This is a genomic window from Pantoea sp. Mb-10 (assembly GCF_021272205.1).
Classification (GTDB): Bacteria; Pseudomonadota; Gammaproteobacteria; order Enterobacterales; family Enterobacteriaceae; genus Pantoea.
On sequence record NZ_JAJSDX010000002.1, the window covers coordinates 54,055 to 75,832 of the forward strand.

At 56.1% G+C, this 21,778-nt stretch carries 25 protein-coding genes; 16 read left to right on the forward strand and 9 right to left on the reverse strand.

All coding sequences use genetic code 11. The annotated features are described in order from the left end of the window. Positions 1-2: 2 nt before the first annotated feature. Positions 3-485, reverse strand: coding sequence for an SsrA-binding protein SmpB (gene smpB, locus LU196_RS03570; RefSeq protein ID WP_232760921.1), 483 nt, complete (start codon positions 483-485; stop codon positions 3-5). Between the two features lie 158 nt (positions 486-643). On the opposite strand from smpB, the gene LU196_RS03575 reads away from it, so the two are divergent. Continuing rightward, positions 644-1,078 (forward strand): type II toxin-antitoxin system RatA family toxin, encoded by a 435-nt coding sequence (locus LU196_RS03575; RefSeq protein WP_232760919.1) that lies wholly within the window; start codon positions 644-646, stop codon positions 1,076-1,078. Next, complete coding sequence (locus LU196_RS03580; RefSeq protein ID WP_232760917.1) at positions 1,071-1,364, forward strand: RnfH family protein; 294 nt, start codon at positions 1,071-1,073, stop codon at positions 1,362-1,364. Before LU196_RS03575 ends, LU196_RS03580 begins: the two co-directional genes overlap by 8 nt. 47 nt (positions 1,365-1,411) lie before the next feature. Here the strand turns inward: LU196_RS03580 and bamE are convergent, their stop codons facing one another. The 3 genes from bamE to nadK all read right to left on the reverse strand — a co-directional run bounded on the left by bamE (position 1,412) and on the right by nadK (position 4,677). Continuing rightward, positions 1,412-1,759 carry an outer membrane protein assembly factor BamE gene (bamE, locus tag LU196_RS03585; protein WP_232760916.1) on the reverse strand — a complete coding sequence of 116 codons (348 nt, stop codon included), beginning with the start codon at positions 1,757-1,759 and terminating at the stop codon, positions 1,412-1,414. A gap of 293 nt (positions 1,760-2,052) precedes the next feature. Further along, the gene (recN, locus tag LU196_RS03590; protein WP_232760915.1) at positions 2,053-3,714 is read right to left on the reverse strand and encodes a DNA repair protein RecN; all 1,662 of its coding nucleotides are present in this window, start codon (positions 3,712-3,714) and stop codon (positions 2,053-2,055) included. An 84-nt stretch (positions 3,715-3,798) separates the two neighbouring features. Further along, entirely contained in the window at positions 3,799-4,677 is an 879-nt protein-coding gene (gene nadK / locus LU196_RS03595) for an NAD(+) kinase (protein ID WP_232760914.1), read from the reverse strand. Positions 4,678-4,799: 122 nt separating this feature from the next. On the opposite strand from nadK, the gene grpE reads away from it, so the two are divergent. Next, positions 4,800-5,384 (forward strand): nucleotide exchange factor GrpE, encoded by a 585-nt coding sequence (grpE, locus tag LU196_RS03600; protein WP_232760913.1) that lies wholly within the window; start codon positions 4,800-4,802, stop codon positions 5,382-5,384. 49 nt (positions 5,385-5,433) lie between these two features. Here the strand turns inward: grpE and ung are convergent, their stop codons facing one another. Next, positions 5,434-6,111, reverse strand: coding sequence for a uracil-DNA glycosylase (gene ung, locus LU196_RS03605; RefSeq protein WP_232760911.1), 678 nt, complete (start codon positions 6,109-6,111; stop codon positions 5,434-5,436). 222 nt (positions 6,112-6,333) lie between these two features. On the opposite strand from ung, the gene grcA reads away from it, so the two are divergent. Continuing rightward, positions 6,334-6,717 carry an autonomous glycyl radical cofactor GrcA gene (gene grcA, locus LU196_RS03610; RefSeq protein WP_232760909.1) on the forward strand — a complete coding sequence of 128 codons (384 nt, stop codon included), beginning with the start codon at positions 6,334-6,336 and terminating at the stop codon, positions 6,715-6,717. 185 nt (positions 6,718-6,902) lie between these two features. On the opposite strand, the gene srmB is transcribed toward grcA, so the two are convergent. Next, the gene (srmB, locus tag LU196_RS03615; protein WP_232760908.1) at positions 6,903-8,231 is read right to left on the reverse strand and encodes an ATP-dependent RNA helicase SrmB; all 1,329 of its coding nucleotides are present in this window, start codon (positions 8,229-8,231) and stop codon (positions 6,903-6,905) included. A gap of 137 nt (positions 8,232-8,368) precedes the next feature. Here srmB and LU196_RS03620 point away from each other — a divergent pair, with 137 nt between their 5' ends. After that, complete coding sequence (locus LU196_RS03620; RefSeq protein WP_232760906.1) at positions 8,369-9,118, forward strand: tRNA(1)(Val) (adenine(37)-N(6))-methyltransferase TrmN; 750 nt, start codon at positions 8,369-8,371, stop codon at positions 9,116-9,118. On the opposite strand, the gene nadB is transcribed toward LU196_RS03620, so the two are convergent. Beyond that, positions 9,103-10,722 carry an L-aspartate oxidase gene (gene nadB / locus LU196_RS03625; RefSeq protein ID WP_232760905.1) on the reverse strand — a complete coding sequence of 540 codons (1,620 nt, stop codon included), beginning with the start codon at positions 10,720-10,722 and terminating at the stop codon, positions 9,103-9,105. The genes LU196_RS03620 and nadB overlap by 16 nt on opposite strands. Before the next feature lie 409 nt (positions 10,723-11,131). Between nadB and rpoE the strand changes: the two genes are divergently transcribed. The 11 genes from rpoE to acpS all read left to right on the forward strand — a co-directional run bounded on the left by rpoE (position 11,132) and on the right by acpS (position 20,471). Further along, positions 11,132-11,710, forward strand: coding sequence for an RNA polymerase sigma factor RpoE (gene rpoE / locus LU196_RS03630; RefSeq protein ID WP_010617748.1), 579 nt, complete (start codon positions 11,132-11,134; stop codon positions 11,708-11,710). Positions 11,711-11,737: 27 nt separating this feature from the next. Further along, positions 11,738-12,391: an anti-sigma-E factor RseA gene (rseA, locus tag LU196_RS03635; protein WP_232760904.1), complete on the forward strand. Its 654-nt coding sequence runs from the start codon at positions 11,738-11,740 to the stop codon at positions 12,389-12,391. After that, positions 12,391-13,347 (forward strand): sigma-E factor regulatory protein RseB, encoded by a 957-nt coding sequence (gene rseB, locus LU196_RS03640; RefSeq protein WP_232760903.1) that lies wholly within the window; start codon positions 12,391-12,393, stop codon positions 13,345-13,347. Before rseA ends, rseB begins: the two co-directional genes overlap by 1 nt. Continuing rightward, complete coding sequence (rseC, locus tag LU196_RS03645; protein ID WP_232760901.1) at positions 13,344-13,808, forward strand: SoxR-reducing system protein RseC; 465 nt, start codon at positions 13,344-13,346, stop codon at positions 13,806-13,808. Before rseB ends, rseC begins: the two co-directional genes overlap by 4 nt. 219 nt (positions 13,809-14,027) lie before the next feature. Further along, positions 14,028-15,827, forward strand: coding sequence for a translation elongation factor 4 (gene lepA, locus LU196_RS03650; RefSeq protein WP_232760900.1), 1,800 nt, complete (start codon positions 14,028-14,030; stop codon positions 15,825-15,827). 9 nt (positions 15,828-15,836) lie between these two features. Continuing rightward, positions 15,837-16,808, forward strand: coding sequence for a signal peptidase I (gene lepB / locus LU196_RS03655; RefSeq protein ID WP_232760898.1), 972 nt, complete (start codon positions 15,837-15,839; stop codon positions 16,806-16,808). A gap of 113 nt (positions 16,809-16,921) precedes the next feature. Next, positions 16,922-17,602, forward strand: a complete 681-nt coding sequence (gene rnc / locus LU196_RS03660; RefSeq protein ID WP_021506523.1) for a ribonuclease III — start codon at positions 16,922-16,924, stop codon at positions 17,600-17,602. Positions 17,603-17,649: 47 nt separating this feature from the next. Further along, positions 17,650-18,555 (forward strand): GTPase Era, encoded by a 906-nt coding sequence (gene era, locus LU196_RS03665; protein ID WP_232760896.1) that lies wholly within the window; start codon positions 17,650-17,652, stop codon positions 18,553-18,555. Between the two features lie 4 nt (positions 18,556-18,559). After that, on the forward strand, positions 18,560-19,288 hold the full coding sequence (recO, locus tag LU196_RS03670) for a DNA repair protein RecO (RefSeq protein ID WP_232760895.1): 729 nt from the start codon (positions 18,560-18,562) through the stop codon (positions 19,286-19,288). A gap of 71 nt (positions 19,289-19,359) precedes the next feature. Continuing rightward, entirely contained in the window at positions 19,360-20,091 is a 732-nt protein-coding gene (gene pdxJ, locus LU196_RS03675) for a pyridoxine 5'-phosphate synthase (RefSeq protein WP_232760894.1), read from the forward strand. Beyond that, positions 20,091-20,471 carry a holo-ACP synthase gene (gene acpS, locus LU196_RS03680; protein ID WP_232760892.1) on the forward strand — a complete coding sequence of 127 codons (381 nt, stop codon included), beginning with the start codon at positions 20,091-20,093 and terminating at the stop codon, positions 20,469-20,471. The genes pdxJ and acpS overlap by 1 nt, the downstream gene beginning before the upstream one ends. Here acpS and LU196_RS03685 read toward each other — a convergent pair. Both LU196_RS03685 and LU196_RS03690 read right to left on the reverse strand, forming a co-directional pair. Continuing rightward, entirely contained in the window at positions 20,468-20,725 is a 258-nt protein-coding gene (locus LU196_RS03685) for a YfhL family 4Fe-4S dicluster ferredoxin (protein WP_232760890.1), read from the reverse strand. The genes acpS and LU196_RS03685 overlap by 4 nt on opposite strands. A 145-nt stretch (positions 20,726-20,870) precedes the next feature. Continuing rightward, positions 20,871-21,710, reverse strand: coding sequence for a MurR/RpiR family transcriptional regulator (locus LU196_RS03690; protein ID WP_232760889.1), 840 nt, complete (start codon positions 21,708-21,710; stop codon positions 20,871-20,873). Positions 21,711-21,778 lie beyond the last annotated feature (68 nt).

A 21,778-nucleotide genomic window follows, 5' to 3' on the forward strand; every position in this document is an offset into this window, starting at 1 on the left:
GCTTAACGCTTGGAATTCTTCATAATACGCGCTTTATCCATCTGCCATTCGCGATCTTTGATGTCTGCGCGCTTGTCGTGCTCTTTCTTACCGCGCGCCACGCCAATTTTGAGTTTGGCCCAGGCGTTCTTCCAATAAATGGAGAGTGCGATAATGGTGTAGCCTTCGCGGTTCACGCGCCCGTAAAGCGAATCCAGCTCGCGCTGATTCAAGAGCAGTTTACGGTTGCGCGTTGGGTCGCACACCACGTGGGTGGAGGCGACAGCGAGCGGCTGAAAGGTCGCGCCAAACAGGTAAGCTTCGCCGTCACGCAGTAAGATATAGCTGTCACTGATGTTGGCTTTGCCGGCGCGGAGAGATTTGACTTCCCATCCTTGTAACGACAGCCCCGCTTCAAACTCTTCTTCAATGAAGTATTCGTGGCGTGCGCGTTTATTGAGGGCAATCGTGGCTGAACCGGGTTTGTGGGCTTTTTTCTTCGTCATAGTGCGGCGTAGTCTACATCACTCTGTCTGTGGGCGCATCCGCTGTCCTGCGGGGCGATAAAAACAGCCTATTTTAGCACAGCTGGCAACACCGTGAATTTTTGTTTGCGGGCCAAAAATGCTATTATTGAACGGTTTTTTGATGAACAGGAACCATTATGGCCCAGATTAGCCGTTCGGCGTTGGTCCCCTATAGCGCCGAGCAGATGTACCGGCTCGTGAATGACGTGGATGCTTATCCTGAATTTCTTCCGGGCTGCACCGGCAGTCGCGTGTTGGATAACAGCGGAAACCAAATGACGGCGGCGGTAGATGTCTCTAAAGCAGGCATCAGTAAAACCTTCACTACGCGCAATACCTTGACCGATAATCAGAGCATTCATATGCAGCTGGTTGATGGACCATTTCGCAAGCTGACCGGTGGCTGGCAGTTTACCTCGCTGGGTGACGATGCCTGCAAAGTGGAGCTGAGCCTCGACTTTGAATTTACCAATATGCTGGTCGAAATGGCGTTTGGTCGCGTGTTTAAAGAGCTGGCTAACAGCATGGTTCAGGCGTTCAGCCAGCGGGCAAAAGAGGTCTACCGTGGCTAAAGTCCACGTTGAAGTCGTCTATGCGCTGCCGGAGAAGCAATACCTTCATCCGGTGACGTTGGAAGAGGGCGCCACGGTGCAGCAGGCGATTGAGGCATCCGGCGTGCTCTCGCTGCGCAAGGACATCGATCTGGCAGTCAACAAGGTGGGCATTTATAGCCGACCGGTCAAGCTGGGTGATGTGGTGCAGGAGGGCGATCGCGTAGAGATTTATCGCCCTCTGATTGCCGATCCGAAAGAGCTACGACGGCAGCGCGCCGAGCGATCAGCGGAAAAAAAAGCGTAAACGCAGACCATGAAAAAGGCGCCTCAGGCGCCTTTTTTGCATCAAACTCAGTTTTGGTTGCCGGTCAGGGCGGGCTTGTTATCAATGTTGACCAGCGTGCCGTTAGCATCGAAGGTCAGCGTCAATGTCTGCTGTTTCACGCGCTCATGCCCTGGCTCCTGGCGGAAAACGTAATACCATACGTTGCTGCCAAACGGATCGTGCATCATCGGTGTACCGAGCGTGTAGGCAACCTGCTGCTGTGTCATGCCGGTATGAATTTTTGACACATCGTTGGCGACCAGGTAGTTACCCTGGTTGATATCCGGACGATATACAACACGTTCCAACGTTGAGCATCCGGCGGTCGTCATCAATATTACCACTGCCGCGGCAGTCAGCATTTTACAGCGCATCTATACATTCCTTTTTTGGGCCAAACACCTTTAGCAGGCTGTTTTATTGCCATCAAATTCTGAACTCTGTTACGGCAGGTTTATTACGTGGCCACGTTTCCTGGCCTCATCAAGCTCAGCACACTGCGTATCGTCTCTGATTTTCGGGCACATGAGCATCGAAACGGACACGCTGCGCCTGGCTGTTTTCAAGACTTCAGGTAAAACTGAACGCCGATGATAATAAACCTTTTCCTCGTTGGGAACCTCTACAGAGCAAGCATATGACCACCAAGCCGGAAAAAAGTGCGATGTTACGCCGCTAAAAGTTCCTTGGCGTTCGCCAGCGTATTGCGCGTCACCTCGCTGCCGCCAAGCAGGCGAGCAAGTTCTTGCAGGCGCGCCCGCTTATCAAGCGGCTGCATGTGGGTTTCCGTCATGGCGCCGTCTGTCTCTTTGCTCACAAAGAAGTGATGATGCCCACAGCCTGCCACCTGCGGCAGGTGGGTAACGCACATCACCTGCGTGGATTCGCCCAGCTGGCGCAGCATCTTGCCCACCACGGCGGCGGTCGGGCCGCTGATGCCCACATCCACTTCATCGAAAATCATCGCCGGCGTTTCCATTTTCTGCGCGGTGATGACCTGAATCGCCAAAGCAATACGCGAGAGCTCACCGCCCGACGCCACTTTGCCCAGCGGCTGCAACGGTTGACCGGGGTTGGTGGTCACGCGGAAATCGATGCGCGTTGCGCCTTCCGCCGTAAGCTGATCCGCGTTGAAATCCAACACAATGGCGAACTGGCCGTGCGGCATTGCCAGCGTGCGCATGCTTTCGGTGATCAGCTGGGTTAACTCCTGCGCTGCGCGTTCACGGCGCTGGTGCAGCTGTTCCGCACTGGCAACGGCGGCGTTGTAGTGCGTGGTGACGTCAGCTTGCAGGCTCTCTTGATCGCTCTCTTGCTGGTTAAGCTGCTCGGCTTCATCCAACAGCTGCTGGTGCAGGGCGGGCAGCGCTTCAGGCGCCACATGGTGCTTGCGCGCCAGCGAGATTTGCCGTGACAGGCGCTGCTCAAGTTCATACAGGCGATTGGGATCGAGATCGAGACGCTCGCAGTAGTGACGCAGCTCATCGCTGGCCTCGCTCAGTTGAATCGCGGCGTCTTCCAGCATGGATGCGATGCCGCTGACTTTGTCATCGAGCGAGGCCAGCTCTCCCAGCAGGTTGCGCGCGCTGTAAAGCAAGCTCTGCAGATTGGTGTCGTCGCTGTCGGCCAGCATCTGCAGCGCTTGCTGACTGGTAGAGAGCAGTTGGCCGCTGTTGGCAAGGCGCTTGTACTCTTCATCAATCTGTTCAAATTCGCCCGCCTGCGGGGCAAATTCATTGAGTTCTTTCAGCTGGTACTGCAGCAGCTCACGACGCGCTTCGCGTTCCTGAGAGAGCTGCTGGTGCTGCGCCAGCGCGCGGCAGCTCTGGTGCCAGCGTTGGTAACGCTGACGCATGTCGCTGAGCAGGTCATCGTGCGCGGCATAGGCGTCGAGCAGGTGCTTCTGGTGATCGGGCTTCAGCAGCAGCTGATGCGCATGCTGGCCGTGAATTTGAATCAGCAGTTGGCCCAACTCGCGCAACTGCGACAGCGGCACCGAGGTGCCGTTAATGAAACCACGTGAGCGGCCGTCGGCGCTCACCACGCGGCGCAGCAGGCACTCATTGCCGTCATCAAGTTGATTTTCTACCAGCCAGCGCTGGGCGGAAGGGGAGGATTTAAGCTGGAACCGGGCGCAAAGATCGGCGCGGTTAGCCCCCTGACGCACCATATCTGCTTCGGCACGACCGCCAAGGCACAGGCCCAGCGCATCGATGGCAATGGATTTTCCCGCGCCGGTTTCGCCCGTGATCGCGGTCATACCCCGTTGGAAGTCGATCTCGAGTTCACGGACGATAGCAAAGTTACTGATGGTCAGTTGTGCCAGCATAAGTCACCTGTATGTAAAAACAGATATGGTTTTTCATACAGTATAAACTGGTTTTTTATCCAGTAAAGTGGCGAAGCGGGGTTTTCAAAACAATTTTTTTGACCAGCCGAGTTTTGAGCTTAAGGTATTAAAATAGTTATAATTTTTAGGGTGGATCAGATTAAGGTGATGGCTACTACGACGAATCAACACCTCTTCTCCCTCCTGAATGGGTAACGCAATCTGGCTGTCACAGCTGATTTCAAGATCGCTGCGCAGCGAAGAGAAACGCAAACGGATGGTGCTGCTGCTATTGATCACCAGCGGGCGGGCTGAGAGCGTATGCGGGAACATCGGCACCAGCGTAATCGCCTCCAGTGACGGCGTGAGAATGGGGCCGCCCGCAGAGAGCGAATAGGCGGTTGAACCGGTTGGCGTAGAGATAATCAGGCCGTCAGAGCGCTGTGAAAACGCGAACACCTCATCGATATACACCTCAAATTCAATCATGTGAGCCACTTTACCGGGGTGCAGCACCACTTCATTGATCGCGCTGCCAATGCGCGGGGAGCAGGCATCTTTACAGACCTGCGCCTCCAGTAAAAAACGGCTTTCCACGAAATAGTCGCCCTGCAGGACATCATCCAGCTGCTGCTGGGCATTATCAGGATCGAGATCGGTCAAAAAGCCCAAATTGCCGCGGTTAATGCCAATCACCTTGATGTCATAGCGCGCCAGCACGCGCGCCGCGCCGAGCATATTGCCATCGCCTCCGACAACAACGGCGAGATCCGCACGCTGTCCGATGTCGGCAAGCGTGCCGGTTTCGACATCCTTAAGATTCAGCTCCCGCGCGATTTGCTGTTCGACAATCACCCGATAACCTTTGCCGGTCAGCCAGCGCCAAAGCATTTCGTGCGTGGTCAGTGCCGTGGGATGACGCGGGTGGCCAACAATCCCAATGCAATTAAAATGTGTATTCATTTAGCGGGCGTTCCTCGTAAGCCAAAACGGCCAGGCAATGTGATGGGTTCACTTGAAACCGTCAAACTGATCCCCATAATAAGCCAACCAGCGAGATGAATGTGCAAAACGCGGAGAAATTCATGAGTAGTAAAGAACAGAACACCCCAAATGAGCAAGTCTCTGAAGAGATGGAACAGCAGCAAGCGCAGCAGCACGAGGACGCCGAGACAACATCGGAGGTGGATCCGCGTGATGAGCGTATCGCACAGCTTGAAGCTGAATTAGCCCAGTCGCAAACCGGCGTGCGCGAAGCACAGCTGCGTGCTCAGGCTGAGATCGAAAATATCCGCCGTCGCGCCGAAATGGACGTTGAGAAAGCGCACAAATTTGCGCTGGAAAAATTTGCCAACGAATTGCTTCCGGTCATCGATAGCCTGGAGCGCGCGCTTGAAGTGGCAGACAAAGAGAACGCAGAGCTCGCCTCCATGGTTGAAGGCATTGAGCTGACGCTGAAATCCCTGCTGGGCGCGGTACGTAAGTTCGGCGTTGAAGTGGTCGGTGAAACCCATGTGCCTTTCAATCCGGATGTGCACCAGGCCATGTCGATGATTGAGTCTGACGAAATGGCCCCTAACCACGTATTGATGGTGATGCAGCGCGGCTACACCCTTAACGGGCGTCTGTTGCGTCCCGCCATGGTTGCTGTGACCAAAGCCAAAGGCTAAACGCCTGTGAATACATCAACAACGGCCGCCCTGTGCGGCCGTTGTTGTTTTAGGGCAAGACCGGCGTCCAGTCGATGGGGCGTTGACCCGCCTGCGTCAGTAGGGCGTTCGCCTGCGAAAAATGCTTACAGCCAAAAAAGCCCCGATGCGCAGAAAGCGGCGACGGGTGCGGCGCTTTCAGTACATGATGGCGCTTCGCATCAATGATGCTGCCTTTTTTTTGCGCATGAGAGCCCCACAGCAGGAAAATCACGCCTTCACGGTGCGTATTAATGGCGCTAATCACATTGTCCGTGAAGGTTTCCCAGCCGAGGCGCGCATGGGAATGGGCTTTGCCCGCTTCAACGGTGAGCACGGTGTTCAGCAGCAGCACCCCTTGTTTGGCCCAGCTTTCCAGAAAACCGTGCTGCGGGCGCGTGAAGCCGGGGATATCCTGTTCCAGCTCCTTATACATATTCAGCAACGACGGCGGGATGGCCACGCCAGGCAGCACTGAGAAGGCCAGTCCGTGAGCCTGGTTTGGGCCGTGATAGGGATCCTGGCCGAGAATCACCACCTTGATCTCCCCTAATTCTGTCAGGCGAAACGCGTTAAACACATCTTTCTGTGGCGGATAGACCGTAATGCCCGCCGCGCGCGCCTCGGCTACCGCATGTAACGTTTCCTTGAAGTAAGGTTTCTCTTTCTCTTCTGCCAGCACGTCATGCCAGGTGAGCGTTTCAGCCATGGTTTCCCCCCTCTGTTTTGGTGCACGTAGCTTAACGGTTCGCCCCGCAGAGCAGAAGGGAAAATAGGGCAGGGCCGTTAGAACGCCTCCGTCATCGCCGGCATAACCCTCTGATTGATGCAGGTCAACGCATGCATCTACCCACGATGCTATACCGGAAGCGCGTAGATGTTACGTGCCTTGCGGCCCCTTTCGCGCCGCGCATCGCTTCAGGAGGTTTTCATGATTACCGGCATTCAAATTACTCAAAGCAGCAACCCTGCGCTGCTGCACTCGTTCTGGTTACTGGATGAGGAAAGCGAAGAGGCTCGCTGCCTGTGTGCAAAAGGGGAGTTCAGCGCGGATCAGGTTGTGGCGCTCCGCCAGCTGGGTGAGATAACCTATCGCACGCTTCCCCTGGAGATCACACCCGGCGCGCGCGTTGAGGGCGGTCAGCATCTTAATGTCAATGTGCTGAGACGTGAAACCCTCGAGGATGCCATCCAGCACCCGGAAAAGTACCCTCAGTTGACGATTCGCGTCTCGGGTTACGCGGTGCGCTTTAACGCGCTCACGCCTGAGCAGCAGCGGGATGTGATCACCCGGACTTTTACCGAAAGCCTGTAACTGCGCGGTTGAATAAAAGCTGCGCAGCGTAGAACGGCCTGTTTATGCGCACGGATAACCGCAGCGCGTTGAAAACGGCCAAAAATCACCGTGTCAGCCCGTAATGCGTTCGTTCACGCGCTTTTCATGATGAAAAGGCAAAAAAAATCGCCTCAGAAGAGGCGATTAGGTGAGCGGATGCTGTTTTATTCTGCACCGGACTCTGGCGCGGTGCTACCGCTTGGTTTGCGGCGCTTACCGACATTTTTGGTGTCGCGATGGCGCTTCTTCACCCGCGGTTTTTCCTCTTCCTTCGCTTTGCTCTCTTTACGCTTGGCGAGAGCCTTTTTCGACGGTTTTCCCGTCACTTTGGCGCTCGGCGCACGCGTTTCCGGGCGCAGCTCTTCAATGATGCGCGGTTTCAACGGTTCGTTGATGTAGCGCGCAATTTTGCCCAGCAGCACATGATCATGGGCTTCAACCAGCGAAATGGCGATCCCTTTACGGCCAGCACGCGCGGTGCGGCCAATGCGGTGCAGGTACGTGTCTGCGGTGCGGGGCATATCGAAGTTAATGACGTGAGTCACATCGTCAATATCGATGCCGCGTGCGGCCACGTCGGTGGCTACCAGCACGTTGACGCGACCGTCGTTGATGCGCTTGATGGCCTCATTGCGGTTGGCCTGCACCATGTCGCCTTCCAGATAGCTGCTGCGAATACCCGCTTCGTGCATCCAGGTCACCAGCTCATGAAGACGCTCGCGCTTACGCACAAACACCACGACGCGCTTCGCTTCGGGCTGCTTTAGCAGATGCACCAGCAGCTTGGTTTTGTGTTCGAGGTTGTCAGCGCGGTAGTACCACTGCTGAATTTTCTTGCGCTCGCTCTTGCTGGGATCGGCCTCAATGGCAACGGGCTCGTTCAGCAGACGCTCAGCGAAGCTTTTGATGTTCTCGCCTTCCAGCGTGGCGGAAAACAGCAGGGTCTGTTTACGCCAGCGGGTTTCGCCCGCGATGGTTTCGATATCCTGCGCGAAGCCCATATCCAGCATGCGGTCGGCTTCATCAAGAATTAAGGTTTCGACGGCGCGGCAGTCGAAGTTCTCTTCTTTGATGTATTGCAGCAGACGACCGGTGGTGGCGACCACGATGTCCTGATTTTCGCTGAAGACTTCAGCATGGTTCATATACGCCACGCCGCCGGTGATGGTGGCGATATCAAGGTGTGTGTGCTTGGCCAGCTCACGCGCCTGATCGGCAACCTGCATCGCCAGCTCGCGCGTGGGCGTTAAGATCAAAATACGTGGCGGGCCGGATTTTTTGCGTGGGAAATCGAGCAGATGCTGCAAAGCTGGCAGCAAAAACGCGGCGGTTTTCCCCGTTCCGGTGGGAGCCGAACCCAGAACGTCACGGCCTTCCAGCGCGGCAGGAATGGTCTCAGCCTGGATGGCAGTAGGGCGCGTAAAGCCTTTTTCCTGCAGTGCTTGCAGCAGGCTTTCGTCGAGTTCGAGTTCGGAGAATGTGGTTACGGTCATGGTCTACCTCAGTTTGGGGCGCTGATTATAGACAGAACAAATAGAATCTTCATCTGTTTGTGTCGCGTCAGGACGGATGAATTCAACGCACGCCCACGTTACACTTTTGACAGAGAGAAATTCAATGGTAGTGAGATATGCATCAGGATCAGCCGCCAGCGCGGTCAACGCTGAGAAAAGACGGGTTTACGTTTAAGCAATTTTTTGTGGCACACGATCGCTGTGCGATGAAAGTCGGCACCGATGGCGTGTTACTGGGCGCATGGGCGCCCGTGGCAGGTGTGGAACGCATCCTCGACGTGGGGTGCGGCAGCGGATTGATTGCGCTGATGCTGGCGCAGCGTACACCCGACAGCGTGACTATCGATGCCGTCGAGCTGGAAGCCAGCGCCGCCGAACAGGCGCAAGAGAACATCGCGGCATCGCCGTGGCCGAGGCGCATCGCCGTGCATCATCAGGATTTTGTTCGCTGGAGCGCGCAGTGCGAAAAGCGCTATTCGCTGATTGTCAGTAACCCGCCTTTTTTTGTGCCGGGAATGGCATCACGCAGCGCTGAGCGCGACGCTGCGCGCAGTACTGCGACGCTGGATCACGCCGCGCTATTGCGTGGTGCCGCACAGTTAATTGAAGAGGACGGTCTGTTCTGCGCGATATTGCCCGTGGACGCGGGCGAGGCGCTGTTGCAGAAAGCGCGAGAGGACGGTTGGCACCTGCGCTTTCGCGTTGACGTGGCACCTTATGCGCATCGTCCACCTAATCGCCTGGTGTTGGGGCTTTCGCCTACCGCCGAGGAGACGCTGTTCGAACGTCTCGCCATTCGCGATGAAGATAAAAGTTACTCGGCCGATTGGTTAAGCCTGGTGAAGGACTTTTATCTTTTCCGATAGGTATCCGGTTGCAGCACCGTCGGCTGCGCCTCCGGCAGCCTGTCGGGATAGTCGCGGGTAAAATGCAGGCCGCGGCTCTCTTTGCGCGCCAGGGCGCAGCGCACCATCAGCTCGGCAACTTGCACCAGGTTACGCAGTTCCAGCAGAGGGTTTGACAGTCGGAAATGGGCGTAATACTCCTCAATTTCCTGCTGCAACAGCGTGATGCGCCGCAGCGCACGATTCAACCTTTTGGTGGTGCGCACAATGCCCATGTAGTCCCACATACACAGACGAAGTTCGTGCCAGTTATGTTGAATGACCACGCGCTCGTCGGCGTCATCAACGCGGCTCTCGTCCCAGGCTGGCAGGACATCCGGCGCGGTAACCTCCGGAAGGTGGCGCAGAATGTCCTCGGCCGCGGCCCATCCATACACCAGGCACTCAAGCAAGGAGTTAGACGCCATACGGTTAGCGCCATGCAGACCGGTACAACTCACTTCGCCTATTGCATACAGTCCTGCGACATCCGTTCTTCCCTGCCGATCCACCTGCACCCCGCCGCAGGTGTAATGGGCGGCAGGCACAATCGGAATGGGTTGTTTCGTCAGGTCGAAGCCAAACGTCAGCAGCTTTTCGTAGATCGTTGGGAAGTGCGCGCGCACGAAATCGGCGGGCTGGTGGCTGATATCCAGATACAGGCAGTCCACGCCCAATCGCTTCATTTCGTGATCGATGGCGCGCGCCACAATGTCGCGCGGGGCCAGCTCGGCGCGGGCATCAAAGTCGGGCATAAAGCGGGTGCCGTCGGGACGTAACAGGTGGGCGCCTTCACCGCGCAGGGCCTCGCTCAGCAAAAAGGTTTGCGCCTGCGGATGGAAAAGGCAAGTGGGGTGAAACTGGTTAAACTCCAGATTGGCGACGCGGCAGCCCGCTCGCCAGGCCATAGCGATGCCATCGCCGGACGCCACGTCCGGGTTGGTGGTGTACTGATAGACTTTCGCGGCACCGCCGGTCGCCAGCACCACCGCACGTGCGCGACAGGTTTCAACGTGTTCGCGATTACGGTTCCAGATCCACGCGCCGACCACGCGCCGCTCGCCGGGCAAGCCGATTTTGTCAGAGAGGATGAGATCCACCGCATTGGCGCGCTCAATGATGCGGATATTCGGGTGGTTCATGGCTTTAGTGACCAGGGTGGTTTCCACCGCCCGTCCGGTGGCATCGGCGCTGTGCAGGATACGGCGGTGGCTGTGGCCGCCCTCGCGCGTGAGGTGGTAGCGCGCTTCGCCGTCAGAGGGTGTTTCACGATCGAACGCGACGCCGTTTTCAATCAGCCACTGCACGCAGTGGCGCGCATTGCTGGCGATAAAATTCACGGTGTCACGGTCACACAGGCCCGCACCCGCATCCAGCGTATCTTCCACATGGGAGGCGATACTGTCCCGTTCATCAAATACCGCAGCGATGCCGCCTTGGGCATACAGCGTGGCGCCTTCATTGACCTGCGCTTTGCTCAGCACGGTGACCTGAAAATGGGGCGCAAGCCGCAGCGCGAGTGACAGGCCTGCGGCGCCGCTGCCAATCACCAGAACATCGCAATGATAATCGGGGAGTGAGGTCATTTTGTTTAATTTACTAAACTAGGATAGCCAGAGAATAAGCCTGAGAATGTTTTTTGTGAAGTATTTTAAACATGCAGGCGTGTCTCGATGCCGGGACACGCACATTTCGTTGCGTAACGCGTATGGCGTGAAAGCGCGCGGGCGAGGTTTTAGCGCCTATAACTTGATGTTTCAGGGAATATAGATGAAAAAGGCAGTGCCATAGGGTACTCTGCCAGCGATTATCCGCGCCGCGCGGCTACACTTACGATGACCAACAACCAAGTTGTCGCGCAGCCGATACGTAAAACATTTGGTCGTAATGAACTTTAGGCCAACCTATGACTCTAAGCGCATGCTTGCTCACAACCATGAGATGTGCTGGCAGTTCACTTACGCATACAAGAGATTTGGGGAGACATTACCTCGGATGAGCGAGCAGTTAACGGATCAGGTTCTCGTTGAGCGGGTGCAAAAAGGAGATCAGAAGTCATTCAATTTACTGGTTATTCGATACCAGCATAAAGTGGCGAGCCTGGTTTCACGCTATGTACCCTCCGGCGATGTCCCTGATGTAGTTCAGGAATCTTTTATTAAAGCCTATCGCGCACTGGAATCGTTCCGTGGCGACAGCGCTTTTTATACGTGGCTCTACCGCATTGCGGTCAATACGGCGAAAAACTACTTAGTGGCGCAGGGGCGTCGTCCACCCTCCAGCGATGTGGATGCGATTGACGCAGAAAACTTCGAAAGTGCGGGTGCGCTAAAAGAAATTTCGAACCCTGAGAACTTAATGTTGTCAGACGAACTGAAACAAATTGTTTTCAGAACAATTGAGGCGCTGCCTGAAGATCTGCGTATGGCCATCACGCTGCGTGAGCTGGATGGTTTGAGTTACGAAGAAATCGCCGCCATCATGGATTGCCCGGTCGGCACGGTACGTTCGCGTATTTTCCGCGCCCGAGAAGCTATCGATAACAAAGTTCAACCGCTTATCCAACGTCAGTGATAACGGCTACTGGAAGGGTACCAAAGCATGCAGAAAGAAAAACTTTCCGCTTTTATGGATGGTGAAACTTTTGATAACGAGCTGGTTGGCACGTTATCCAAGGACAAGGAACTGCAAAAAAGCTGGGAAAGCTACCATCTGATCCGTGACGCCTTACGAGGTGACACCGGTGAAGTGCTGCATTTTGATATCTCCGCGCGTGTTGCAGCGGCGCTCGAAAACGAGCCGCAGCGCAGCGTGGCAACGTTGATTCCTGAAGCACAGCCCGAACCTTCTCGCTGGCAGAAAATGCCTTTCTGGCGCCGTGGCGGTGCCTGGACGGCGCAGCTGGCGCAGATTGGCGTGGCCGCGTGTGTATCGCTGGCGGTGATCGTGGGCGTACAGCACTACAATGGCTCCACCAGTAGCGCAACGGAAACCTCTGACGCACCCGCGTTTAATACCCTTCCGATGATGGGCAAAGCCTCACCGGTGAGTTTGGGTGTGCCGTCGGACGCTTTCGACACCAACAGTTCGAATCAGCAGGTGCAGGAGCAGCGCAGACGCGTGAATGCCATGCTGCAAGACTACGAGCTGCAGCGTCGTCTGCATGCCGATCAGGTGCAGTTTGAGAAGAATGATCCTCAGCAGGCTCAGGCCAATGTCCCTGGAAACCAGTCGTTAGGAACGCAACAGCAGTAATGAAGCCGTTTTGGTGTGCCATTAGCCTGCTGGCAGGCAGCCTGTTTTGGTCCTCCATCGCCCCGGCGCAGACCACTGCGTCCGGGGCGTTGTTGCAGCAGATGGAGCAGGCAAGTCAGAACCTCAATTACGAATTCGCTTACATCAATGTTTCTCGCTTGGGCATTGAATCCCTCCGCTATCGCCATGCTGTGATTGATAACCGCATTTTTGCCCAGTTGTTGCAAATGGACGGTCCCCGGCGTGAAGTCATTCAGCGTGGAAGCGATATCAGCTATTTTGAACCCGGCCTCGATCCTTTTTCGCTGCCTGGCAATCACATCATCGATGGGCTGCCGGCGCTGATGTTTGCCGACTTCTCCCGCCTTGAAAGTGCGTATGACTTTATTCCGGTGGGGCGCTCACGCATTGCCGACCAGATGTGTGAAGTGGTGCGCATCGTTTCACGCGACGGGACGCGCTACGGCTACGTGGTCTGGTTGGACGTCGATACCAAATTACCGCTGCGCATGGATCTGCTCGATCGCGATGGCGAAACGCTTGAGCAATTCCGCGTGATCAGTTTCGCCGTGGACGAAGGCGTGCGTAATCTGATGCAAGGATTGGAAAAAGCCAATCTGCCGCCAACGCTCTCATTGCCGGTGGGCGATAAGGTTTCGCTGAGCTGGCAGCCAGGTTGGTTGCCCGTGGGCATGAATTTGATCTCGCAAAGTCGCCGCGATATGCCTGCTATGAACAAAACCGTGGAGTCCCGCCTTTACAGTGACGGTTTGTTCAGCTTTGCTATTAACGTCACCGCAGCCGACAAAAGCAGTGCACCGCAAACATTGCGCACGGGACGCCGCACGGTGCAAACCGAAGTACGCGATAATCGTGAAATCACCGTGGTGGGCGAGTTACCCCCCGCCACGGCCAAACGTATCGCAGACAGTATTAATTCAGGTGCACAAAAATGATGAGAGAGTGGGCCACCGTGGTGGCATGGCATGAGGGCGTTGCGACGCTGCACTCCGAAGCCAAAACATCCTGCAATAGCTGCTCAGCGCGAAAAGGCTGCGGCAGCCACGCGTTGAACCAGCTCGGGCCTAAAAATGCCCATGTTATGACTATCGCCAGCCCGCAGCCGCTGCAACCGGGCCAGCGCATTGAACTGGGGATCCGCGAAAGCAGTCTGCTGGGATCGGCGCTGCTGGTCTACATGACGCCGCTGTTCGGCCTGTTTCTGGTCGCTGGCCTGTTTCAAATGCTGTTTCACAGCGATTTGGCTGCCGCGTGTGGCGCGCTGCTGGGCGGCATCGGCGGCTTCATTGTGGCGAAGGGCGTCTCCAGCCTGTTCGGCGATCGTGAAGCCTTCCAGCCGGTTATTTTAAGCGTGGCCTTACCGCCAGACGCGTTGCGCGTGGAAAACGACGCCTGATCTCCTGCTGAAGCCGCGCCTGGTGCGGCTTTTCTCGTTTAGCCTGACGGCTGAAATCTGTTGCGATTCCCGACAGTTCCATTCTTTAACGCGCGGCGTTAACAGTGTAATATGCGTCGTCATTAATGAGGCTGACAGGGTTCCGGGTAAAGCTCACTTTCCTGAATGTGTCTGTGCTCACGTTTCCCACTGATTTTTTACGTGAAGATATTCTTATAAATGAAGCACATACGAAATTTCTCTATTATCGCTCACATTGACCACGGTAAATCAACGCTCTCTGACCGGTTGATTCAGATTTGTGGTGGCCTCAGCGATCGTGAGATGGCGGCGCAGGTTCTTGATTCAATGGATCTGGAACGCGAACGCGGCATCACCATCAAAGCGCAGAGCGTGACGCTCGATTATCACGCCCCTGACGGTGAAACTTACCAGCTCAATTTTATCGATACTCCCGGTCACGTTGACTTCTCCTATGAAGTGTCACGCTCATTGGCGGCCTGTGAAGGGGCATTGCTGGTGGTGGATGCGGGGCAGGGCGTTGAAGCTCAGACCCTGGCAAACTGCTACACCGCGATGGAAATGGATCTGGAAGTGGTACCGGTTTTAAACAAAATCGATTTACCTGCTGCCGATCCTGAGCGCGTGGCAGAAGAGATTGAAGATATCGTCGGTATTGATGCGGCGGACGCGGTGCGCTGCTCGGCTAAAACCGGCGTCGGCGTACCGGATGTGCTTGAGCGTTTGGTGCGCGATATTCCCCCGCCGGAAGGCGATCCGGAAGGTCCATTACAAGCGCTGATCATCGACTCCTGGTTTGATAACTATCTGGGCGTGGTCTCCCTGATCCGTATTAAGAACGGTACGCTGCGCAAAGGTGACAAAGTCAAAGTGATGAGCACCGGCCAGGTGTATAACGCCGATCGCCTCGGTATCTTCACGCCAAAACAGGTTGATCGCACCGAGCTCAAGTGCGGTGAAGTTGGCTGGCTGGTTTGCGCCATCAAAGACATCCTCGGGGCGCCCGTGGGCGATACCCTGACGCTGCAGCGCAATCCGGCGGATAAAGCCCTGCCAGGCTTCAAAAAAGTGAAGCCGCAGGTGTATGCCGGCCTCTTCCCTATCAGCTCTGATGATTACGAAGCGTTCCGTGATGCGCTGGGTAAACTCAGCCTGAACGATGCGTCGCTGTTCTATGAGCCAGAGAGCTCAACCGCGCTGGGCTTTGGTTTCCGCTGTGGCTTCCTGGGCCTGCTGCACATGGAGATCATTCAGGAGCGTCTGGAGCGTGAGTACGATCTCGACCTGATCACCACCGCCCCGACCGTGGTGTATGAAGTGGAAACCACCAGCGGTGAGATCGTGTACGTGGACAGCCCGTCCAAGCTGCCGCCGCTGAATAATATTGAAGAACTGCGAGAGCCTATCGCAGAGTGCCATATGCTGCTGCCGCAGGAGTTCCTTGGCAACGTGATTACGCTGTGTATCGAAAAGCGCGGCGTGCAGACCAATATGGTGTACCACGGCAACCAGGTTGCACTGACGTATGACATCCCGATGGCAGAAGTGGTACTCGACTTCTTCGACCGTCTGAAGTCAACATCGCGCGGCTATGCCTCATTGGATTATAACTTTAAACGCTTCCAGGCCTCTGACATGGTGCGCGTCGACGTGATGATTAACTCAGAACGTGTGGACGCGCTGGCGCTGATTACCCACCGAGATAACTCTCAATATCGTGGCCGCGAGCTGGTGGAGAAGATGAAAGATCTGATCCCGCGTCAGCAGTTTGATATTGCGATTCAGGCGGCAATCGGCAACCACATTATCGCTCGCTCAACGGTAAAACAGCTGCGTAAAAACGTCCTGGCGAAATGCTATGGCGGTGACGTCAGCCGTAAGAAAAAACTGTTGCAGAAGCAGAAGGACGGTAAGAAGCGAATGAAGCAGGTCGGCAACGTTGAGCTGCCGCAGGAAGCATTCCTTGCCATTCTGCATGTCGGTAAAGACAGCAAATAAGGAACTTTAATGGCTAACATGTTCGCGCTGATCCTGGTGATTGCCACGTTGGTAACCGGGGTTATTTGGTGCATTGATCGCTTTAAATGGGCACCTGCGCGTCGGGCTAAACAAGCCGCTGCGCAGGCGCAGACCGGCCACACGCTGGATGACAAAACGCTGGCCAAAGTGGCGGCGCAGCCGGGCTGGGTAGAAACCACCGCGTCGGTGTTCCCGGTGCTGGCGGTGGTATTGATTGTACGCTCGTTCATTTTTGAGCCCTTCCAGATTCCGTCTGGCTCGATGATGCCGACGCTGCTTATCGGCGACTTTATCCTGGTAGAGAAGTTTGCTTACGGGCTCAAAGATCCCATTACGCAAACCACGCTTATCCCCACGGGCCACCCGCAGCGCGGTGACGTGGCGGTGTTCAAATACCCGAAAGATCCCAGCGTTGATTACATCAAGCGTGTGATCGGTCTGCCGGGGGACAAAGTGGTGTTTGATCCGGCCAGCAAAACGCTGACCATCAATCCGGGCTGCGGCACCGGCAAGTGCGACTCCGCGCTGCCGGTAACCTATACCCATATTGAACCCAGCGACTTTATTCAGACCTTTAGCGGCTTTGATGGCAACGAGACCGGCAACGGTTTCTTCCAGGTACCGCAGGGTGAGACCATGCGCGGCGGGTTGCGCTTGGGCACCCGTAAAGAGACGCTGGGCGATGTGACACACAATATATTGCTGGTTAACGAAGCGCAGAGTCAGGCGAACATGTATTATCAGCAGCCGGGTCAGCCGCAATCCACGTGGGTTGTACCGCAGGGGCAATACTTCATGATGGGCGATAACCGTGATAACAGCGCTGACAGCCGTTATTGGGGCTTTGTACCAGAGAAAAATCTGGTCGGAAAAGCCGTCGCCATCTGGATGAGCTTTGAGAAACAAGAAGGTCAGTGGCCTACGGGCGTACGCCTGAGTCGCATTGGCGGCATTCACTGACAATAAATACGGTTGGCCCCCTTTGGGGGCCACTGCAAACGAAACAGAACGTGTTGGATCTTCAGCCCTGTTTCGTATGCAGAGTCACAGACGCACAGAACAACTGGAATCGCATGAACCCCATCCTCATTAACAAGCTTCAGCGCAAACTGGGCTACACTTTTACTCATCCGGAATTACTGCAGCAGGCACTGACGCACCGTAGCGCCAGCAGTAAACACAACGAGCGTCTCGAATTTCTTGGCGATTCAATCCTCAGCTACGTGATCGCCAATGCGCTCTATCACCGCTTCCCGCGCGTGGACGAGGGCGACATGAGCCGCATGCGCGCCACGCTGGTGCGCGGCAATACGCTGGCTGAGATGGCGCGTGAATTTGAGCTGGGCGAATGCTTACGCCTTGGTCCAGGCGAGCTGAAAAGCGGGGGATTCCGCCGTGAGTCTATTCTCGCCGACACCGTGGAAGCGCTGATTGGCGGTATTTTCCTCGACAGCAATATTCAAACGGTTGAGAAACTGATTCTCGACTGGTATCAAAATCGCCTGGAGCAGATAAGCCCCGGCGACAAACAAAAAGATCCGAAGACGCGTCTGCAGGAGTATCTGCAAGGGCGTCACCTGCCGCTGCCCTCTTATCTGGTGGTGCAGGTCCGTGGCGAAGCCCACGATCAGGAATTTACTATTCACTGTCAGGTGAGTGGTATGGCCGAACCGGTAGTGGGCGTAGGCTCCAGCCGGCGTAAAGCCGAGCAAGCTGCCGCCGAACAGGCGCTGATTAAGCTTGGCCTCGAATAAATGTTATATCGCAGCGCCCACCGGGCGCTGATCACGTCAGGACTCGAATGAGCGAACAAGAAACTTATTGCGGCTTTGTCGCGATTGTCGGTCGACCCAACGTCGGCAAATCCACCTTATTGAACCAGCTGCTAGGGCAAAAGGTGTCGATCACGTCACGCAAAGCGCAAACCACCCGTCACCGCATCATGGGCATTCACACGGAAGGCGCTTACCAGGCGATTTACGTGGATACCCCCGGGCTGCACATGGAAGAAAAACGCGCCATCAACCGGTTGATGAACCGCGCGGCCAGCAGCTCAATGGGCGATGTTGAACTGGTGATCTTTGTGGTGGAAGGCACGCGCTGGACGCCAGATGATGAGATGGTGCTGAATAAACTGCGCGCTGGCAAAGCGCCCGTGGTACTGGCCATCAACAAAGTGGATAACATTCAGGATAAAAGTATTCTGCTGCCGCATTTGCAATTCCTTAGCCAGCAGATGGACTTCCTGGATATCGTGCCGATCTCCGCTGAACACGGCAATAACGTTGATACCCTGGCGCAAATCGCCCGTAAACGCCTGCCCAAAGCCGATCACCATTTCCCGGAAGATTACATCACCGATCGCTCGCAGCGCTTTATGGCGTCTGAGATCATCCGCGAAAAACTGATGCGCTTCTTGGGTGCAGAATTGCCCTATTCCGTCACGGTGGAAATTGAGCAGTTTGTGGCTAACGAACGCGGCGGGTACGACATCAATGGTCTGATTCTGGTTGAGCGCGAAGGCCAGAAGAAAATGGTGATTGGCAACAAAGGCACCAAGATCAAAACCATTGGTATTGAAGCGCGCAAAGACATGGAAGAGATGTTTGAAGCGAAAGTGCATCTTGAGCTGTGGGTGAAAGTGAAATCTGGCTGGGCTGACGACGAACGTGCGTTGCGCAGCCTGGGTTACACAGACGACCTCTGATTAGATGGAAGGCTGGCAACGCGCCTTTGTGCTCCACAGTCGCCCTTATAGCGAAACCAGCCTGCTGCTCGATCTGTTCAGCGAAAGCGAAGGGCGCGTGCGCGTGCTGGCTAAAGGGGCGCGTTCTCGGCGCTCCCAGCTCAAAGGCGCGCTGCAGCCTTTTACCCCGCTGCTGGTGCGTTGGAGCGGGCGGGGCGATGTCAAAACGCTGCGCAATGCGGAAGCCGTCTCGCTGGCGCTGCCGCTGAGCGGCATCACGCTCTATTGCGGGCTGTACGTGAACGAGCTGCTGTCGCGCGTGCTTGAGCAACAAATTCCCTTCTCCGATCTCTTCTTTGATTACCTGAATTGCATTCAGACGCTGGCGGCCGATAACGGTTCTCCCGAACCCGCGCTGCGGCGTTTTGAGCTGGCGCTGCTAGGGCATCTCGGCTACGGCGTGGACTTTCTGCACTGTGCCGGAAGCGGTGAAGAGATCGCCGACGACATGACCTACAGCTATCGCGAAGAGCGTGGTTTTATTGCCAGTCTCGTCGTGAATCAGCGCAGCTTTAGCGGTCGCCAGCTGCGTGCGCTGTGGGCGCGAGAGTTCCCGGATGCCGACACGCTGCGCGCCGCCAAGCGTTTTACGCGCATTGCGCTCAAGCCCTATCTCGGGGGTAAACCGTTAAAAAGCCAGGAGCTGTTTCGCCAGTTCGTGCCCAAAAAGCGGCCTGACGCGTCAAGCGGCTAGCGCGCGGGTCTCGTCAGTTATGTCCAAGCCGCGGTACACTGCATTCATATTGAACATCGTTGAGGATTATCATGGCTGAGTTGCTGTTGGGCGTTAATATCGATCACATCGCCACCGTGCGTAATGCGCGCGGTACGCATTATCCCGATCCGGTTCAGGCCGCGTTTGTCTCTGAACAGGCTGGCGCAGACGGTATTACCGTGCATTTGCGCGAAGATCGCCGCCACATTACCGATCGCGATGTGCGTATCCTGCGCGACACTATCCAGACGCGCATGAACCTTGAAATGGCCGTGACCGACGAGATGATCGCCATCGCCTGCGACATCAAACCGCACTTTGTTTGCCTGGTGCCGGAGAAGCGTCAGGAAGTCACCACTGAAGGCGGGCTCGATGTGGCTGGCCAGCAGGATAAGCTGGATCGCGCGGTGAAGCAGCTCAGCGACGCCGGTATTCTGGTCTCGCTGTTCATTGATGCCGATCGGCGCCAAATCGAAGCGGCGGTCGCAAGCGGCGCGCCCTATATCGAAATTCACACCGGAGCCTACGCTGAGGCGCCGGAAGGTCCGGTGCGCGAGGCGGAATTTGCGCGCATTCGCGATGCCGCGACTTTTGCTGCAGGCTTAGGGCTAAAGGTCAATGCCGGGCATGGCTTAACGTACCACAACGTGCAACCCATCGCCGCGCTGCCGGAAATGCATGAGTTAAATATTGGCCATGCCATTATTGGCCGCGCCCTGTTCAGCGGCCTGGCGGATGCCGTCAGGGAGATGAAACAGCTGATGCGGGAAGCGCGCCGCTAATGGCCATTCTGGGACTCGGCAGTGACATCGTGGAAATCGAACGCATCGCGGGCGTGATCGCGCGCTCCGGCGATCGCCTGGCGCGGCGGGTATTGAGCGAGGCCGAATGGCAGCAATATCAGGCGCATCAGCAGCCGGTGCGCTTCCTGGCGAAGCGTTTTGCGGTCAAAGAGGCGGCAGCCAAGGCGTTTGGCACCGGCATTCGTGGCGGGCTCGCGTTCAACCAGTTCGAAGTTTACAACGATGCGCTGGGAAAACCAGGGCTGCGTTTTTTTGAGCAGGCGGAAGTGATTGCCAGGCAGCTTGGCGTTAACCACGTGCACGTGACGCTAGCCGACGAACGGCATTATGCGTGTGCCACGGTGATTATTGAACGCTAATTGACGTTCGAATGTAGCGTGACAAACTTGTCCCACAGCGCATCCCGGCTCTCGGTGTGCTGTGGGTCCGTCACGATGGTGTTATCAATCGGACAAACTTGCTGGCAGGTGGGCGCGTCATAATGGCCGATGCACTCGGTGCAGCGCGCCACGTCAATTTCATAGATTGCCTCGCCCAGGGTAATTGCCTGATTGGGGCACTCCGGTTCGCACATATCGCAGTTAATGCATTTTGAGGTGATCAGTAACGCCATCGCGGTCACACGCCTGTTTGGGGGAGGCGCGCACCTTATCACAAAGCTGCGGCCGCGTCCGGCGGCTTTGTTGCGCACCGTCAAACCTCAGGTGACTTTTCGCGTAATGGCACGCTTCGTGCGCCTCGGCACAGCGCGTTCCGCGCTAAACCAACTTTTTGACCAGCGCTTCGCTGTGGCGAATATGACTCGATGCGCGTTCAGGATCGTGCTGCACCAGCGCCATAAACAGCAGATCGGTCAGCGCCAATTGGGCGCTGGTGGAGGAGATCGCTGCGCTGCGCGTGCTCTGCTCTTCCGCCACCGTATACAGGCAGATGGAGGCAATTTGCTGCAGCGAATTAGGCGTAAAGCCGGTAAAAGCCAGCACATCGACACCCAACTGCGCCGCTTCCTGCGCGGCCAGATTAATTTCGCGGCGTTCACCGGTGTAAGAGAGCGCCAGCAGCACATCGCCGGGTGCCATGCCCTGCAAGCTGGCCAGCAGGGCATGCATATCTTGCTCCGCCACCGCGTTGATGCCGATCTTCATCAGTTTCCACGAAAAGTCTTTGGCTACCAGACCGGACGCGCCAATGCCCACCAGCAAAATACGGTTGGCATTTTTCAACAGCTGCAGCGTCTCCAGCAGCTTCTCTTCGCTATTGATATCCAGCGTGGCGCGGATTGCCGAAATTTTTTCCGTCAGTAGCTTTTCGCCCACCACTTTCAGCGGGTCATCGCTGAGAATATGATTATGCACCGTAATGGCGTCGCGTTCAGCCAGTGACTCACTCAAGGCCAGCTTGAGCGCGGGAAAGCCTTTGTAGCCCAGCTTCTGTGCGAACTTCACTACGCTGGACTGACTGACACCCGCTTCTTCCGCCAGCTTTTGTGAACTCAAATGCCGTGCCCGGTCAGGCTGCGACAGCAAGAAATCTGCCAGCCGCCGCTCGTTGAGCGCCAGTCGAGGGTAGAGCTGGCGAATACGCAGTAAAGAACTCATGTTCTATCCTTAATTCCCCGTTAGCGTGGAGCTTACTTACATGGCGTACTGTCGCGTAAAGGGACAAC

Excerpts from the sequence above, each read along its gene's own strand:
- smpB (WP_232760921.1), bottom strand. The coding sequence starts at position 485 with ATGACGAAGAAAAAAGCCCACAAACCCGGTTCAGCCACGATTGCCCTC.
- LU196_RS03575 (WP_232760919.1), top strand. The coding sequence starts at position 644 with ATGGCCCAGATTAGCCGTTCGGCGTTGGTCCCCTATAGCGCCGAGCAG.
- bamE (WP_232760916.1), bottom strand. The coding sequence starts at position 1,759 with ATGCGCTGTAAAATGCTGACTGCCGCGGCAGTGGTAATATTGATGACG.
- recN (WP_232760915.1), bottom strand. The coding sequence starts at position 3,714 with ATGCTGGCACAACTGACCATCAGTAACTTTGCTATCGTCCGTGAACTC.
- nadK (WP_232760914.1), bottom strand. The coding sequence starts at position 4,677 with ATGAATACACATTTTAATTGCATTGGGATTGTTGGCCACCCGCGTCAT.
- grpE (WP_232760913.1), top strand. The coding sequence starts at position 4,800 with ATGAGTAGTAAAGAACAGAACACCCCAAATGAGCAAGTCTCTGAAGAG.
- ung (WP_232760911.1), bottom strand. The coding sequence starts at position 6,111 with ATGGCTGAAACGCTCACCTGGCATGACGTGCTGGCAGAAGAGAAAGAG.
- grcA (WP_232760909.1), top strand. The coding sequence starts at position 6,334 with ATGATTACCGGCATTCAAATTACTCAAAGCAGCAACCCTGCGCTGCTG.
- srmB (WP_232760908.1), bottom strand. The coding sequence starts at position 8,231 with ATGACCGTAACCACATTCTCCGAACTCGAACTCGACGAAAGCCTGCTG.
- LU196_RS03620 (WP_232760906.1), top strand. The coding sequence starts at position 8,369 with ATGCATCAGGATCAGCCGCCAGCGCGGTCAACGCTGAGAAAAGACGGG.
- nadB (WP_232760905.1), bottom strand. The coding sequence starts at position 10,722 with ATGACCTCACTCCCCGATTATCATTGCGATGTTCTGGTGATTGGCAGC.
- rpoE (WP_010617748.1), top strand. The coding sequence starts at position 11,132 with ATGAGCGAGCAGTTAACGGATCAGGTTCTCGTTGAGCGGGTGCAAAAA.
- rseA (WP_232760904.1), top strand. The coding sequence starts at position 11,738 with ATGCAGAAAGAAAAACTTTCCGCTTTTATGGATGGTGAAACTTTTGAT.
- rseB (WP_232760903.1), top strand. The coding sequence starts at position 12,391 with ATGAAGCCGTTTTGGTGTGCCATTAGCCTGCTGGCAGGCAGCCTGTTT.
- rseC (WP_232760901.1), top strand. The coding sequence starts at position 13,344 with ATGATGAGAGAGTGGGCCACCGTGGTGGCATGGCATGAGGGCGTTGCG.
- lepA (WP_232760900.1), top strand. The coding sequence starts at position 14,028 with ATGAAGCACATACGAAATTTCTCTATTATCGCTCACATTGACCACGGT.
- lepB (WP_232760898.1), top strand. The coding sequence starts at position 15,837 with ATGGCTAACATGTTCGCGCTGATCCTGGTGATTGCCACGTTGGTAACC.
- rnc (WP_021506523.1), top strand. The coding sequence starts at position 16,922 with ATGAACCCCATCCTCATTAACAAGCTTCAGCGCAAACTGGGCTACACT.
- era (WP_232760896.1), top strand. The coding sequence starts at position 17,650 with ATGAGCGAACAAGAAACTTATTGCGGCTTTGTCGCGATTGTCGGTCGA.
- recO (WP_232760895.1), top strand. The coding sequence starts at position 18,560 with ATGGAAGGCTGGCAACGCGCCTTTGTGCTCCACAGTCGCCCTTATAGC.
- pdxJ (WP_232760894.1), top strand. The coding sequence starts at position 19,360 with ATGGCTGAGTTGCTGTTGGGCGTTAATATCGATCACATCGCCACCGTG.
- acpS (WP_232760892.1), top strand. The coding sequence starts at position 20,091 with ATGGCCATTCTGGGACTCGGCAGTGACATCGTGGAAATCGAACGCATC.
- LU196_RS03685 (WP_232760890.1), bottom strand. The coding sequence starts at position 20,725 with ATGGCGTTACTGATCACCTCAAAATGCATTAACTGCGATATGTGCGAA.
- LU196_RS03690 (WP_232760889.1), bottom strand. The coding sequence starts at position 21,710 with ATGAGTTCTTTACTGCGTATTCGCCAGCTCTACCCTCGACTGGCGCTC.